General features: G+C 70.8%; 10 protein-coding genes. 5 read left to right on the top strand and 5 right to left on the bottom strand.

Annotated elements, in window-relative coordinates; genetic code table 11:
- Positions 1-59 precede the first annotated feature (59 nt).
- Together ACFC0D_RS20020 and ACFC0D_RS20015 are read left to right on the top strand one after the other, a co-directional pair.
- Entirely contained in the window at positions 60-1,526 is a 1,467-nt protein-coding gene (locus tag ACFC0D_RS20020; RefSeq protein ID WP_376437474.1) for an MFS transporter, read from the top strand.
- Positions 1,527-1,562: 36 nt separating this feature from the next.
- Positions 1,563-2,324 carry an SDR family NAD(P)-dependent oxidoreductase gene (locus ACFC0D_RS20015; RefSeq protein WP_376437471.1) on the top strand — a complete coding sequence of 254 codons (762 nt, stop codon included), beginning with the start codon at positions 1,563-1,565 and terminating at the stop codon, positions 2,322-2,324.
- A 13-nt stretch (positions 2,325-2,337) separates the two neighbouring features.
- Here the strand turns inward: ACFC0D_RS20015 and ACFC0D_RS20010 are convergent, their stop codons facing one another.
- Positions 2,338-2,748 (bottom strand): VOC family protein, encoded by a 411-nt coding sequence (locus ACFC0D_RS20010; RefSeq protein ID WP_376437468.1) that lies wholly within the window; start codon positions 2,746-2,748, stop codon positions 2,338-2,340.
- A 200-nt stretch (positions 2,749-2,948) separates the two neighbouring features.
- Here ACFC0D_RS20010 and ACFC0D_RS20005 point away from each other — a divergent pair, with 200 nt between their 5' ends.
- Entirely contained in the window at positions 2,949-3,527 is a 579-nt protein-coding gene (locus tag ACFC0D_RS20005) for a hypothetical protein (protein ID WP_376437465.1), read from the top strand.
- A gap of 288 nt (positions 3,528-3,815) precedes the next feature.
- Positions 3,816-4,976, top strand: coding sequence for an alkaline phosphatase PhoX (locus tag ACFC0D_RS20000; RefSeq protein WP_376437463.1), 1,161 nt, complete (start codon positions 3,816-3,818; stop codon positions 4,974-4,976).
- Here the strand turns inward: ACFC0D_RS20000 and ACFC0D_RS19995 are convergent.
- The 4 genes from ACFC0D_RS19995 to ACFC0D_RS19980 form a co-directional block, all read right to left on the bottom strand.
- Positions 4,946-5,986, bottom strand: a complete 1,041-nt coding sequence (locus tag ACFC0D_RS19995) for an ArsR/SmtB family transcription factor (protein ID WP_376437460.1) — start codon at positions 5,984-5,986, stop codon at positions 4,946-4,948. The genes ACFC0D_RS20000 and ACFC0D_RS19995 overlap by 31 nt on opposite strands.
- A 563-nt stretch (positions 5,987-6,549) precedes the next feature.
- On the bottom strand, positions 6,550-9,261 hold the full coding sequence (gene ppdK, locus ACFC0D_RS19990; protein WP_376437457.1) for a pyruvate, phosphate dikinase: 2,712 nt from the start codon (positions 9,259-9,261) through the stop codon (positions 6,550-6,552).
- A gap of 409 nt (positions 9,262-9,670) precedes the next feature.
- A complete protein-coding gene (dusB, locus tag ACFC0D_RS19985; protein ID WP_376437454.1) occupies positions 9,671-10,807 on the bottom strand; it encodes a tRNA dihydrouridine synthase DusB in 1,137 nt (378 codons plus the stop codon).
- A 30-nt stretch (positions 10,808-10,837) separates the two neighbouring features.
- Positions 10,838-11,740 (bottom strand): helix-turn-helix domain-containing protein, encoded by a 903-nt coding sequence (locus tag ACFC0D_RS19980; RefSeq protein ID WP_376437452.1) that lies wholly within the window; start codon positions 11,738-11,740, stop codon positions 10,838-10,840.
- A gap of 101 nt (positions 11,741-11,841) precedes the next feature.
- On the opposite strand from ACFC0D_RS19980, the gene ACFC0D_RS19975 reads away from it, so the two are divergent.
- Entirely contained in the window at positions 11,842-13,287 is a 1,446-nt protein-coding gene (locus ACFC0D_RS19975; protein WP_376437449.1) for an MFS transporter, read from the top strand.
- Positions 13,288-13,406 lie beyond the last annotated feature (119 nt).

The following is a 13,406-nucleotide window of genomic DNA, read 5'->3' as shown; positions in this document are numbered from 1 at the left end:
GATGGCGCCCTTTTCTTGGGCCTTGATAATGGAACGTACGGTCAAGAAAGAGGGGGGTCATGTCGGAGGCGACGAACCGGGGAGCTCTCCGCCCACCGACGGAGGCGAAGGCGGAGGGCGGACCAACGACCGGATCCCGGGCGGGACACACCGACGCGGGGCCGCAGGTCCGGGCCGGCCGGCCCGGCGGGGGCGCCGGGCCGGCCGCTCCGTCCACGGGCTTCGTCCTGCTCGGATCCGTGCAGGTGACGCTCATCTTCACGCTCGCGTCGATCGCCGTGCCCCTACCCCGTATCGGCACCGAATTCGCTCTCGAACGAGCCGAGTTGATCCTGCTCAGCGCCGCCTACGGGCTGACCTTCGCCGGGCTGCTGCTCTTCGGGGGACGGCTCGCCGACCGGTACGGCGGCAGCCGCGCCCTTCCCCTCGGCCTGGCCGTGTTCGGCGTCGCCTCCGCCCTCGCCCCGCTCGCCCCCGGCTACGAGGCTCTCCTCGCGGCCCGCTTCGCGCAGGGCGTCGGCGCGGCCCTCGTCGCGCCCGCCGCGATGGCGGTGCTGCGCGCGCTGTTCCCCGAACCCGCCGCTCACGGCCGGGCGATGGCGACCTGGGGCGGCCTCTCCGTCCTCGGCGCGACCGCGGGCAATCTGCTCTCCGGAGTCGTCTCCGCCCTGACCGACTGGCGTTGGGCCTTCGCCGTGCCGGTCCTCGTGACCGTCCTCGCCCTCGCCCTCGGGCCCAGGCTCCTCCCCCGCACCCCGGCCGGCCCCGGCCGTACGCTCGACCTGCCCGGTGCGCTGCTCGCCACCGCCGGTATCACGCTGGGCAGTTACGGGCTCGTCCGCACCGACGCCCACCCCTGGAGCTCGGCGGCCGTCCTGGCCCCGCTGCTCACCGGACTCGCTCTCCTCGCCGCCTTCGTGGCCGTCGAGCGGCAGGCCCGGGACCCGCTGCTGCCGCCGGACTTCCTGCGCGACCGCCGCCGCGGCATCGGCCTCGCCGCGATCGCGCTCACCGCAGCGGGCACGGCCACCGTCTTCGTCCTGCTCTCGCTCGGTCTCCAGCAGGAGCGCGGCCACTCCGCGCTGCTCACCTCGGCCGCCTTCGTCCCCTTCGCCGCCGCCCTGCTCGTCACGGGACGACTCACGGGTCCGCTGATCGGGCGGTACGGCCCCGGCCGGGTCACCGCCGCCGGACTCGCGACGGGAGCCTGCGGGCTCGGGCTCCTCGCGGCGACGGGGCTCGACCCCACCGTCCCGTACGTCTACGGCCTGCTGCCCGGTCTGCTCCTGCTCCCGGCCGGCGCCGCCGCCTCGTTCGCGGGGGCCGCGGTCCTGGCCACCGACGGCGTACCGCCGCACCGCGCGGGGCTCGCGGGCGGCGTCCTCAACACGGCGATGGAGCTCGGCCCGACCGTCCTCTTCGCCGTCCTGCTCACCCTCGGGAGCGACGCCTCGTCGCTCGCCGCGACGGCCGTCGGCTTCGCCGCACTGGCCGCCGTGGCCGCCCTGACCACTCGCACCACATAACGAAGTTCGTTTCTCTCACAAGGAGTTGTCATCGTCATGTCCGCACGCTTCACGAACAAGACCGTCCTCGTCACCGGCGCCGGCACCGGGCTCGGCCGGGCCATCGCGCTCGCCTTCGCCGCCGAGGGCGCGAAGGTCGTCGTCTCGGGCCGCAGCACGGCGACCCTCGACGAGACGGTGTCCCTGATCGAGGCCGCCGGCGGCACCGCGGCCGCCGTCACGGCCGATGTGGCCCGGGCGGAGGACGTCCGTCACCTCGTCCGCAGGACGGTCGAGCTCTTCGGCGCTCTCGACGTCGCGGTGAACAACGCCGGCATCTTCCGGGGCGGTGCCTCGGCCGCCGACTTCCCGCTGGAGGACTGGCAGGCGCTGCTCGACACCAATGTCACCGGCGTCCTGCACTCGCTCCAGGCCGAGGTCGCCCATATGCGCGCCAACGGCGGCGGCGCGATCGTCAACATCTCGTCCAACCTCGGCCCGCACGTCCGTATCCCGGGCGTCTTCGGCTACCAGGTCTCCAAGGCGGCGGTCTCCGCGCTGACCCGTGCCGCCGCCCTCGACCACATCGCCGAGGGCGTACGGATCAACGCCGTCAGCCCGGGTGCCGCGGAGTCGACCATGTCGCTGCGCCCCGGTGAGACCGAGGCCGAGCGGGAGGTGCGGATGAAGGACGAGTCGCCGCTCGGCCGTATCTCGGCGGCCTCCGAGGTGGCGGCAGCGGTGCTGTACCTCGCCTCGGAGGACGCCGGCTCGGTGGTCGGCACCGACCTGGTGATCGACGGCGGCGTCTCGGCCTGACACCCGCGGGGCATCAGCCCTGGACGGCCGCCGGGTCCATCCAGAAGACCTCCCAGTGGTGGCCGTCCGGGTCCGCGAAGGAGCGCCCGTACATGAAGCCGTGGTCCAGCGGGTCCTTCGCCGCCGATCCGCCGGCGGCGAGGGCTCCGTCCGCCAGCTCGTCGACCGCCTCGCGGCTCTCGGCGCTCAGCGTGATCAGCACCTCGGTCGTCTTCGTCGCGTCGGAGACCTGCTTGCCGGGCGCGGTGAACTCCTTGAACTTGGGCTCGGTCAGCAGCATCGCGAAGATGGTGTCGCTGATGACCAGACACCCGGTGTTCTCGTCGCTGAACTGCGGGTTGAAGGAGTAGCCGAGCTTGGTCCAGAAGGCCTTCGTGGTCTCGAGGTCCTTCACGGGCAGGTTCACGAAGATCATCTGCGTCATGGTGGGTCACTCTCTCCTGGGGTTCGTCAGCGCCGTTCGCTGCGTCGGCGCTCCGTGGTGTCGCTTTCGAGAGTTAAGACGGAGGGGCCGAGCGGAACTCATCGCTGTCCGGCGATCTTTTTTCGAAGATCTTTCGAAGGCCTCCGGAGCCTCGGAGGCCTTCGGGGGCGCCCCCTCCCGGCTCACGCTAACGTCGAACCGTGAGTCCCGCAGCCAGGAAGATCACCGAGAAGCTCTCCGACGAGGCCCTCGCCGCTGCGACCGGCAGGGGCTGGGCCGACTGGTTCGCCCTGCTCGACGCCCGGGGCGCGACGGAGCGCGGGCACACCGAGATCGCCCGCCATCTGGTGGAGGCCGAGGGGGTGAGCGGCTGGCACGCCCAGTCGATCACCGTCGGCTACGAGCAGGAGCGGGGGCTGCGCGAGGTCGGCCAGTCCTCCACGGGCGACTGGCAGGTGAGCGCGAGCAGGACGGTGAACGCGCCCGCCGACCGCTGCACGGCCGCCTTCGCCGACGAGGCCCTGCGCCGCCGCTGGCTCCCGGACGGCGAGCTGGAGGTACGCACACACCGGCCGGGCAAGTCCCTCACCGCCGACTGGGACGGCGGGACGAGCCGGATCGAGGTCTATCTGACGCCGAAGGGCGACGCGAAGACCCGGATCGGGCTCGGCCACACCAAGCTCCCGGACGCGGACGCGGTGGCGGCCTACAAGGAGTTCTGGCGGGAACGGCTCGCCGAGCTCAAGACCCTGCTGGAAGACCCGGGGTCCGTCACCTGAGGCTCTCCCGACGGTGACGAAGGCCGGCGTGATGCCGGTGGCGGCGTGATGCCCGTGGCGGCGGCCGGCGTGACGCCCGTGGCGGCGGTCGGCTGGTCGGCCGTGCTGACGGTCGCCACGACGACCCTTGCGAACCCCGCCCAGATTCGGACCGACGCTTCCCCTTCATCGGCTGTTGCTGCACCGTCAACTCCGAACCAACTCCGTACTCCTAGGTTCCCAAAGCGCGCGACCCCGCCGCCGACCGGTGCGGCGGGGCGGTCACCACCACCCACTCTGGAGTGAGACGTGGAGCGACGCAGTTTCCTGCGCGGAGCGGTCATCGGCACGTCGGCCGCCGCCTTCGGCGGCACCTTGATGCGCGGGGCCGCCTACGCGGCGCCCGCCCAGCCCGGCGCCGGCCCCTACGGAGCCCTCGGCGCGGCCGACGCCAACGGCATCCTGCTGCCGAGCGGATTCAGCAGCCGGGTCATCGCCCGGTCGGGACAGACGGTCTCCGGGACCTCGTACACCTGGCACAACGCCCCCGACGGCGGCGCCTGCTACGCCAACGGATCGGGCTGGATCTACGTCTCCAACTCGGAGATCAACCCGAGCGGCGGCGCGAGCGCGGTCAGGTTCGGCTCGACCGGTGCCATCACCGGCGCGTACCGCATCCTGTCCAACACCCGGCAGAACTGCGCGGGTGGCAAGACTCCGTGGAACACCTGGCTCTCCTGTGAGGAGGTCAGCCTCGGCTACGTCTACGAGGCCGACCCGTACGGCGTGAACGCGGCGGTACGCCGCGACGCGATGGGCCGCTTCAAGCACGAGGCCGCCGCCGCGGACCCCGTCCGCCAGGTGATCTACCTGACCGAGGACGAGACCAGCGGCTGCTTCTACCGCTTCATCCCGACGACCTGGGGCAACCTCTCCTCCGGCACGCTCCAGGTGATGGTGGCCGGAACCGGCACCTCCGGCTCCTTCACCTGGCAGAACGTCCCGGACCCGGACGGCTCCCCGACGGCCACCCGCAGCCAGGTGTCCGGCTCGAAGAAGTTCAACGGCGGCGAGGGCTGCCACTACGCCAACGACACCGTCTGGTTCACCACCAAGGGCGACAACCGCCTCTGGCAGCTCAACCTGGCGAACAGCACCTACGAGCTTGCCTACGACGACTCGCTCGTGGTCGGCGGCGGCGCCCCGCTGACCGGCGTGGACAACGTCACCGGTTCCTCCTCCGGCGACCTGTTCATCGCCGAGGACGGCGGCAACATGGAGATCTGCATCATCACCCCGGACGACGTCGTCGCCCCGTTCCTGCGGATCACCGGCCAGTCCAGCTCCGAGATCTGCGGACCGGCCTTCTCCCCCGACGGCAGCCGGCTCTACTTCTCCAGCCAGCGCGGCACGAGCGGCAGCTCCTCGGGCGGCATCACCTACGAGGTGACGGGTCCGTTCCGCGCATAGACACGTTCGGCGGGGGCCCGTGAGGGACCCGCGACTCCTTGGGCGCCGCCGAGCAGGGCGGCGCCCAACGGCGTGAGCGTGTGCAGGACCGCGTTGCCGTGCCGCAGGGTGGCCACGAGACCGGCCTCCCGCAGGACGCCCGCGTGCTGGCTGGCGGAGGCGAGCGACACCCCCGCCCTGCGGGCCAGTTCGCTGGTGGTCCCCCCGTCCCCGATGGCGTGCAGGACCGCGGAGCGGGTGTTGCCGACCAGCTTGGCCAGGGAGGACCCGCCCGGCTCCCGTACGGTCGGCGCCTCGCAGTGGGTCGTCGGGTAGACGAGCACCGGCGGCAGCGAGGGGTCTCGGAGGACGACCGGAGTGCCGCGGCAGAAGTACGAGGGCTGGAGCAGCAGGCCCCTGCCGTCGAGATACAGATCCCGCTCGACGGGATAGTCCGCCTCCAGGACGGGCGCGCGCCAGCGGAGCATCGGCGGCAGCGAGGCGAGGAGTTCGTCCGCGCCGCCGTCGAGCAGGGCGCGGCCGCGCACCGCCCGGTCGGCCTCGACCCGGGCGCGGATGTGGGGCCAGTAAGGCTCGATCGCGGCCCGGTGGTAGCCGCGCAGCGCCCCGATGAGCCGGCTGAACGGTTCGTCGCCGCCCTCGGCGAGGGCGCGCAGCGAGTGGGGCACGGTCCGCCCGCCGACCCGGTCGACGCCCAACATGGACAGCTCGCGCCTGAGCCGGGTCTGGGAGGTCGCACGGATCGCCTGGAGGCCCTCGTCGAGGCCGTGAACGCCCTGGGACGGGGTCAGGAAGTCGGGGAAGTATCCGCGACTGGGAACGAGGGCGGCGAGGAGCCGCGTCTCCCCGTTGAGGCGTGTGCGGGTGTCAGAGCGCCATTCTCCGTAGACGACCGACCCGCGCCGGTCTCTTAAACGGTGAAAACTGAGAATCGATTCCCACAGAACATCGGGCCGGGCGGCCATCCGGACGCCGGCCAAGTCGTTTGCGGTGAAATGAATCCGCAGCATTGAACCCCCACCTGTGCACTCGCAACCACCCCCGTCGATGAGTATGCACGCCATCACAGGACGTTACCAGGGTGTTTCAGCCACACTTGAAAAGCATCGCGGCGAACGGGGGTGAACCGAAAAGCTGTGCGGGTCGGGCAGGAAACCTTCAGGACCGAGGTGGCGTGGCGAAGACCGTGGGGGGCTTCACGCGTCCGGCGGCGGTCGGCGAGGGTTGCGGCTCACCTGCCCGACATGGGTAATGGGCGCGGTCACCGGGTGGGGATCCGGAGGCCGCGCCCGTCCCGTTCTTTGCGGGACCAATCGAGGAAAGTTCAAAGCGGAAAGTTCAACGCCCAATAATTCAACCGGCCTCGATTGAACATGAACTCACATTTGCCGAACATCGCGGCGCGGCCCCGGGGCGGACGAAATACGACGGGGCGGACACCTCCGCACAAGGTGTCCGCCCGTCTCTCCTGCTGACCGGAACCGCCGCCCATCGGTTTGAGGGTCGGGGACGAGCGGCGGTTCCGGTGGTCTTTGCTACTGAACGCCCGGTCAGTGGGCGCCCCTCGGTGGGGTCAGCGGCTGTCCGAGCCCTTCGACTCGGCGGCCGCGCGACCGGCCTCCAGACGCGCCACCGGGATCCGGAACGGCGAGCAGGAGACGTAGTCGAGACCGACCTCGTGGAAGAAGTGCACCGACTCCGGGTCGCCGCCGTGCTCGCCGCAGACACCGAGCTTGATGTCGGGGCGGGTGGCGCGGCCGGACTCGACAGCGCTGCGGACCAGCGCGCCGACACCGTCCTTGTCGATGGTCTCGAACGGCGAGACTCCGAAGATGCCCTTCTCCAGGTACGCGGTGAAGAAGCTGGCCTCCACGTCGTCCCGGGAGAAGCCCCACACCGTCTGGGTGAGGTCGTTGGTGCCGAAGGAGAAGAATTCGGCGGCCTCGGCGATCTGACCGGCGGTCACGGCGGCGCGCGGCAGCTCGATCATGGTGCCGAGCGCGAGCTTCAGCTCCACGCCGGTCTTGGCCTGGACCTCGGCGATGACCTGCTCGGCCTCGTCGCGGACGATCTCCAGCTCCTGGACGGTGCCGACGAGCGGGATCATGATCTCGGCGCGCGGGTCACCCTTGGCGTCGATGCGCTGGGCAGCGGCCTCGGCGATCGCGCGGACCTGCATGGTGAACAGGCCGGGGATGACCAGGCCGAGCCGGACACCGCGCAGACCCAGCATCGGGTTCTGCTCGTGCAGCCGGTGCACGGCCTGGAGCAGACGCAGGTCGTTCTCGTTCGGGTCCTTGCGGGCCTCGGCGAGGGCGACGCGCACCGACAGCTCGGTGATGTCGGGCAGGAACTCGTGGAGCGGCGGGTCGAGCAGACGGACCGTGACGGGCAGACCGTCCATGGCCTCGAAGAGCTCGACGAAGTCCTGCTTCTGCTGCGGGAGCAGGACCTCCAGGGCCTCCGTGCGCTCCTCGTCGGTGTCCGCGAGGATCAGCTTCTCGACCATCTCGCGACGCTCGCCGAGGAACATGTGCTCGGTGCGGCACAGGCCGATGCCCTGGGCGCCGAAGCGGCGGGCGCGGAGCGCGTCCTCGGCGTTGTCGGCGTTGGCGCGGACGCGCAGCCGGCGGACGCGGTCCGCGTAGGCCATGATCCGGTGGACGGCCTGGACCAGCTCGTCGGCGTCGTCGGCACCGGCGTGCATCCGGCCCTCGAAGTACTCGACGACCGGGGACGGTACGACGGGTACCTCACCGAGGTACACCTTGCCGGTGGAGCCGTCGATGGAGACGACGTCGCCCTCCTCGACGACCACACCGGAGGCGGTGGTCATCCGGCGGCGCTTGGTGTCGACCTCGAGCTCCTCGGCGCCACAGACACAGGTCTTGCCCATGCCGCGGGCGACGACGGCGGCGTGCGAGGTCTTGCCGCCGCGCGAGGTCAGGATGCCCTCGGCGGCGATCATGCCGTCCAGGTCGTCCGGGTTGGTCTCACGGCGGATCAGGATGACCTTCTCGCCGGAGCGCGACCACTTGACGGCCGTGTACGAGTCGAAGACGGCCTTGCCGACGGCCGCACCCGGGGAGGCGGCGATTCCGCGGCCGACCTGCTCGACCTTGGCGTCCTCGTCGAACTTGGGGAACATCAGCTGCGCGAGCTGCGCGCCGTTGACGCGCTGGAGCGCCTCGGCCTCGTCGATCAGGCCCTGGTCCACGAGCTGCGTGGCGATCCGGAAGGCGGCACCGGCGGTGCGCTTGCCGACGCGGGTCTGCAGCATCCACAGCTGGCCGCGCTCGATGGTGAACTCGATGTCGCAGAGATCCTTGTAGTGGGTCTCCAGCGTCTCCATGATCTGCATCAGCTGGTCGTACGACTTCTTGTCGATCGACTCGAGCTCGGCGAGCGGCACGGTGTTGCGGATACCGGCGACGACGTCCTCGCCCTGCGCGTTCTGCAGGTAGTCGCCGTAGACGCCCTGGTGGCCGGAGGCGGGGTCGCGGGTGAAGGCGACACCGGTGCCGGAGTCCGGGCCGAGGTTGCCGAACACCATGGAGCAGACGTTGACCGCGGTGCCGAGGTCGCCGGGGATGCGCTCCTGGCGGCGGTACAGCTTCGCGCGGTCGGTGTTCCAGGAGTTGAAGACCGCCTCGATGGCGAGGTCCATCTGCTCGCGCGGGTCCTGCGGGAAGTCGCGGCCGGCCTCGGCCTTCACGATCTTCTTGAACTGCTTGACCAGCTTCTTCAGGTCGGCGGCGTCGAGGTCGGTGTCGACGGTGACCTTCTTGGCGGCCTTGGCCTCGTCGAGAGCCTCCTCGAAGAGCTCGCCGTCGACGCCGAGGACGGTCTTGCCGAACATCTGGATCAGGCGGCGGTACGAGTCCCAGGCGAAGCGCTCGTCACCGGCCTGGGCGGTGAGGCCCTCGACGGACTTGTCGGAGAGACCGATGTTCAGGACCGTGTCCATCATGCCCGGCATGGAGAACTTGGCACCGGAGCGGACGGAGACGAGCAGCGGGTCGTCGGCCTGGCCGAGCTTCTTGCCCATCTGCTGCTCGAGGGTGTCGAGGTGCGCGCTGACCTCGTCACGGAGCTCGACCGGCTCGGAGCCGCTGTCGAGGTAGACCTTGCACGCCTCGGTGGTGATCGTGAAGCCGGGGGGAACCGGGAGGCCGAGGTTGGTCATCTCGGCGAGGTTCGCACCCTTGCCACCGAGCAGGTCCTTCAGGTCCCTGTTGCCCTCGGTGAAGTCGTACACGAACTTCTGATCTTTGTTTTCCGACACGTGTCTCGACTCCTCGAGGACTCGGTGGCTGCCCTGACGGCGAGGAACATACCCAGATCGAAGGCTCCTGGGGAGGTACGCCTACCGGTCACGTGGTCTTAACCACCCGTCCGCCAGCACATCGAAAGTAACCGACTAGTAGCTTCCGCTTTCAAACGTCGAAGCCCACTTGACTCAAAGCAGAGCCAATGCGCTCACATGAGCTCCTTACCGAGCATCTGCGTTCAACTCTTGAACGCAGATGGGGTGGCACCCAGTGCCACCCCTCCAGAAGTGCAACGCCTCGTAATTCGCTCATCTGAGCACCACCCCTATCAAGGGTGGCGCGAATCACTCCGTACGAGCGTCGTTTTTCCCACGATCCGGACGTCCTCGGTCACCCTCCGGACAGGGCCGGATCCCCGGAACTTCACCCTCCGGACGTGTCCAGCTCGGCCTCCTCGCTGATGCCCGCACAGTCGTACGGGTCCTTCAGCCAGCCGTCCGGCAGCACCACCCGGTTGTTGCCCGACGTGCGGCCCCGCGGGCCGTCCGCGCCCACCGGCCACGGCTGGTCCAGATCCAGCTCGCTCAACTGAGCGCTCAGTTCGTCCAGGGACGAGGTGATCGCCAGCTTCTTGCGCATCTCGGAACCGACCGAGAAGCCCTTCAGGTACCAGGCCACGTGCTTGCGGAAGTCGATGACACCGCGGGACTCGTCCCCGAGCCACTCGCCGAGCAGCCGCGCGTGCCGCACCATCGCGTCCGCGACCTCGCGCAGCCCCGGCTGGGCGTACGCGCCCGTGCCCTCGAAGCCCGCCACCAGGTCGCCGAAGAGCCACGGCCGCCCCAGGCAGCCCCGTCCCACGACCACTCCGTCGCAGCCGGTCTCGCGCATCATCCGCAGCGCGTCGTCGGCGGACCAGATGTCGCCGTTGCCGAGCACCGGGATCTCCGGCACATGCTCCTTGAGCCGCGCGATGGCGTCCCAGTCCGCCGTGCCGCCGTAGTGCTGCGCCGCCGTCCTGCCGTGCAGCGCGATCGCCGTGACACCCTCCTCGACCGCGATACGGCCCGCGTCCAGGAAGGTGATGTGGTCGTCGTCGATGCCCTTGCGCATCTTCATCGTGACCGGCAGGTCGCCCGCGTTGGACACGGCCTCGTTCAGGATCGCGCGCAGCAGCGGCCGCTTGTACGGCAGGGCCGAGCCGCCGCCCTTGCGGGTGACCTTGGGGACCGGGCAGCCGAAGTTCAGGTCGATGTGGTCGGCCAGGTCCTCGTCCGCGATCATCCGCACGGCCTTGCCGACGGTGACGGGGTCGACGCCGTAGAGCTGGATCGACCGCGGCTTCTCGCTCTCGTCGAAGCGGATGAGCTGCATGGTCTTCTCGTTGCGCTCGACCAGCGCCCGCGTCGTGATCATCTCGCTCACGAACAGGCCCTTGCCGCCGCTGTACTCACGGCAGAGGGTGCGGAACGGGGCGTTGGTGATGCCGGCCATCGGCGCGAGCACCACCGGCGGCTGCACGATGTGCGGCCCGATGGCGAGGGGGGAGAACACGGTCATTCAGCCATTGTCGCGCACCTCGCGGGTTTGTTAGACAGCCGTACTTTCCGCGGTACGGCCACCGGATCGTCCGCCCAGGTCACGCAGGCGTTCGAGGCCCGCCCGGGACTCCTCGTCCACCGGGACGTACGTCACAAGCCGCGGCCCGGAGGTCGGGCCGAGCCACAGGTTGGTGTGCTCCAGATGCAGGACGCCGACATGGGCGTTACGGATGATCTTGGTGCGGCCGCCCTGGGCCACCACCTCGTGGCGCGCCCAGATCTCCCGGAACTCCGGCGATGCCGCCTCCAGGCGCTGCAGCATCGCCTTCCAGGCGGGCTCGGCGAGGTGCTCGGCCATCGAGGCCCGGAACTTGCCCGCCATCGAGCGCGTGACGTCCGGCAGCTCGGCGACGGCGGCCCGCCACTCGTCGTTGGTGAAGGCCAGCCAGATGCAGTTGCGGTCCTCGCGCGGCAGCGCGTCGAGGTCGCAGAGCAGCCTGCCGTACGTGCGGTTGTACGCGAGGATGTCGTACCGGCTGTTCTGGACGCAGGCGGGCAGCGGCTCCAGCTGGTCCAGCATCGCCCGCAGGGCGGGCGTCACGGTCGGGCAGGGCGACTCGGGGTTCGGGTCGGTCTCGCCGCCGAGGGCGAAGAGGTGGGTGCGCTCGGTCGGGTCGAGCAGCAGGGCCCGGGCGAGGGCGTCGAGGACCTGCGGCGAGACATGGATGTCCCGCGCCTGCTCCAGCCACGTGTACCAGGTGACGCCGACCGCGGAGAGGTGCGCGACCTCCTCGCGGCGCAGCCCGGGGGTACGGCGCCGACGGCCGCGCACCAGACCGACCTGCTCGGGGGTGATGCGCTCCCGGCGGCTGCGCAGGAACGCCGCGAGCTCGTGCCGCCGGACGTCGACGGTCGTTCCGGTCGTCGCCGTCTCCATCGCCATGGTCGTCATGCTCCCAGGGTGCCGGGGCGCTCAGCCCATTGCCAGGTACTGCTTGTACCAGGATAAAGACACTCTGGTACCAGGCTGAGCAGGGGAGGACCTTCGATGGCGTGAGTACTACAGCCTCCACCACCGCCCCCGCCCGCGGGGCCGGCGTTGTCGTCGACCACGCGCCGCCCGCCCTCGGCCCCCTCGGCCTGTTCACCCTGCTCCTCGGCGCCGCGCTGCCGCTGATCGACTTCTTCATCGTCAACGTCGCCCTGCCGACCATCGACCACGACCTGGCGGCCGGCCCGGCCATGCTGGAGCTGGTCGTGGCGGGGTACGGGCTCAGTTACGCCGTGCTGCTCGTCCTGGGCGGGCGGCTCGGGGACCTGTTCGGCCGCCGCAGGCTCTTCCTCGTGGGCATGGCGGCCTTCGGGCTGACCTCGCTGGCGTGCGGGCTCGCACCGGACGCCTGGACCCTGGTCGGGGCGCGGGTGGCACAGGGTGCCTCGGCCGCGCTCATGCTCCCGCAGGTCCTCGCGACCATTCACTCCTCGACGACGGGTGCCCGGCGTGCGAAGGCTCTGAGCCTGTACGGAGCGACCGCAGGCCTCGCCATGGTCGCCGGCCAGATCCTGGGCGGGATCCTCGTCGCGGCCGACCTCGCGGGCAGCGGCTGGCGGGCGATCTTCCTGGTCAACGTGCCGGTGGCGGTGGCCGGACTGCTCCTCGCCGTCCGTACCGTCCCGGAGACCCGCTCGGAGCGCCCTGCGCCGGTGGACGTCCTGGGCACGCTGCTCCTCGGCCTCGCTCTGCTCACGCTCCTGGCCCCTCTGACGGAGGGAAGGGCCTCGGGCTGGCCGCTGTGGACCTGGGTCGCCCTCGGGATCTTCCCGTTCGCGGCATGGGCGTTCTGGCGGGTGGAGCTACGGGCGGATCGGCAGGGCCGTACGCCGCTGGTGCCGCCGAGCCTGCTGGGGCTCGTCTCGCTGCGCCGGGGCCTGGCGCTGGTCCTGCCGTTCTCGATCGGCTTCGGCGGCTTCATGTTCGTGATCGCGGTGGCGCTCCAGCAGGGCCTCGGCATGGGAGCGGTGGTCTCGGGTCTGGCGCTGGTGCCGATGGCGGTGGCCTTCTTCGGGGCCTCGCTCGCGGGACCGCGTCTGGTACGCCGCTGGGGCACCCGGATCATCACGGCGGGCGGCCTTCTGCAGGCCCTCGGGATCGGTCTGCTCGCCCTGACGGCCTGGCACTCCTGGCCGGACCTGTCGGCCTGGAGCCTCCTGCCGGGCATGGCGGTGGCGGGCTTCGGGCAGGGCCTGCAGCTGCCGGTCCTGTTCCGGGTCGTCCTCTCCGAGGTCCCGGCGGACCGGGCGGGCGTGGGCAGCGGCGTCATGGTGACCGCCCAGCAGTCGGCCCTGGCCCTGGGCGTGGCCACGCTCGGCTCGCTGTTCCTGTCGCTCGCGGCCTCCGGGTCGATGGGCACGGCGCTGACCGTGACCCTGCTGGTCCAGCTGGCGGCGGTGGTCCTGACGATCCTGCTGAGCCTGCGCCTGCCGCGCGTCGTGAGCTAGTCGCGAGCCGGTCGCGAGCCGGCGGAACACGCACGTGGGCCCGGGTCACGAAAGGGTTACCCGGCCCACCGCGTGGGTCCCGCGGGGGCGAAACCAGGGCCGGCCGGGGGTCGGCGGCG

It is taken from the genome of Streptomyces sp. NPDC056222 (genome assembly GCF_042264065.1).
In the GTDB taxonomy this organism is placed as follows: Bacteria; Actinomycetota; Actinomycetes; order Streptomycetales; family Streptomycetaceae; genus Streptomyces.
This window is presented reverse-complemented; position numbering and strand designations above follow the sequence as displayed.

Bases quoted from the DNA above. Each gene is read 5' to 3' on its own strand.
- ACFC0D_RS19980 (WP_376437452.1), bottom strand. From the start codon at position 11,740: ATGACGACCATGGCGATGGAGACGGCGACGACCGGAACGACCGTCGAC.
- ACFC0D_RS20015 (WP_376437471.1), top strand. From the start codon at position 1,563: ATGTCCGCACGCTTCACGAACAAGACCGTCCTCGTCACCGGCGCCGGC.
- ACFC0D_RS20020 (WP_376437474.1), top strand. From the start codon at position 60: ATGTCGGAGGCGACGAACCGGGGAGCTCTCCGCCCACCGACGGAGGCG.
- ACFC0D_RS19995 (WP_376437460.1), bottom strand. From the start codon at position 5,986: ATGCTGCGGATTCATTTCACCGCAAACGACTTGGCCGGCGTCCGGATG.
- dusB (WP_376437454.1), bottom strand. From the start codon at position 10,807: ATGACCGTGTTCTCCCCCCTCGCCATCGGGCCGCACATCGTGCAGCCG.
- ACFC0D_RS20010 (WP_376437468.1), bottom strand. From the start codon at position 2,748: ATGACGCAGATGATCTTCGTGAACCTGCCCGTGAAGGACCTCGAGACC.